General features: G+C 75.1%; 1 pseudogene. It reads left to right on the top strand.

Going from position 1 to position 547, the window contains the following annotated elements:
* Window positions 1-429: pseudogene (locus ACJA3G_RS38360) on the top strand (beta-ketoacyl-ACP synthase); the annotation flags it as partial.
* Window positions 430-547 lie beyond the last annotated feature (118 nt).

The following is a 547-nucleotide window of genomic DNA, read 5'->3' as shown; positions in this document are numbered from 1 at the left end:
GACCACATCACCGCGTCGGACGTGGCGGGCCAGGTGCGGGCGATCGGGACGGCGCTGCGGGACGCCGATCTGAGCCCCGCCGACATCGGCGTGGTGCACGCGCACGCCACGTCGACGCCGTCGGGCGACCTGGCCGAGGCGGAGGCGGTGGCGCGGGCGATCGGTACGCACGCGGCGGTCACCGCGACGAAGTCGATGACCGGTCATATGCTCGGCGCGTCCGGGGCGGTGGGCGCGATGGCGGCCCTGCTCGCCCTCCACGACGGCACGGTCCCGGCGACGCGCAACCTCGACCGGCTGGATCCGGCGGTGGAGCTGGATGTGGTGGCGGGGGTGAACCGGACGGGTTCGTGGGATGCGGCGCTGGCCAACTCCTTCGGTTTCGGGGGGCACAACGTGAGTCTGGTCCTGCGGCGGACGGCCGCGTGATCCCTCCCGGGAGGGGCCGAAGGCCCCTTCCACCCCGGTCCGGGGTCGCGTTGATCYGCGGGTCCGGTGGGGGCTGGTCGCGCAGTTCCCCGCGCCCCTGGGGGGTGCGGTGGGTCGG

It is taken from the genome of Streptomyces sp. YS-3, from assembly GCF_045257485.1.
Taxonomy (GTDB): Bacteria; Actinomycetota; Actinomycetes; order Streptomycetales; family Streptomycetaceae; genus Streptomyces.
The sequence above is the reverse complement of the archived record's forward strand: the minus strand, read 5'-3'. Positions and strand labels throughout refer to the sequence as shown.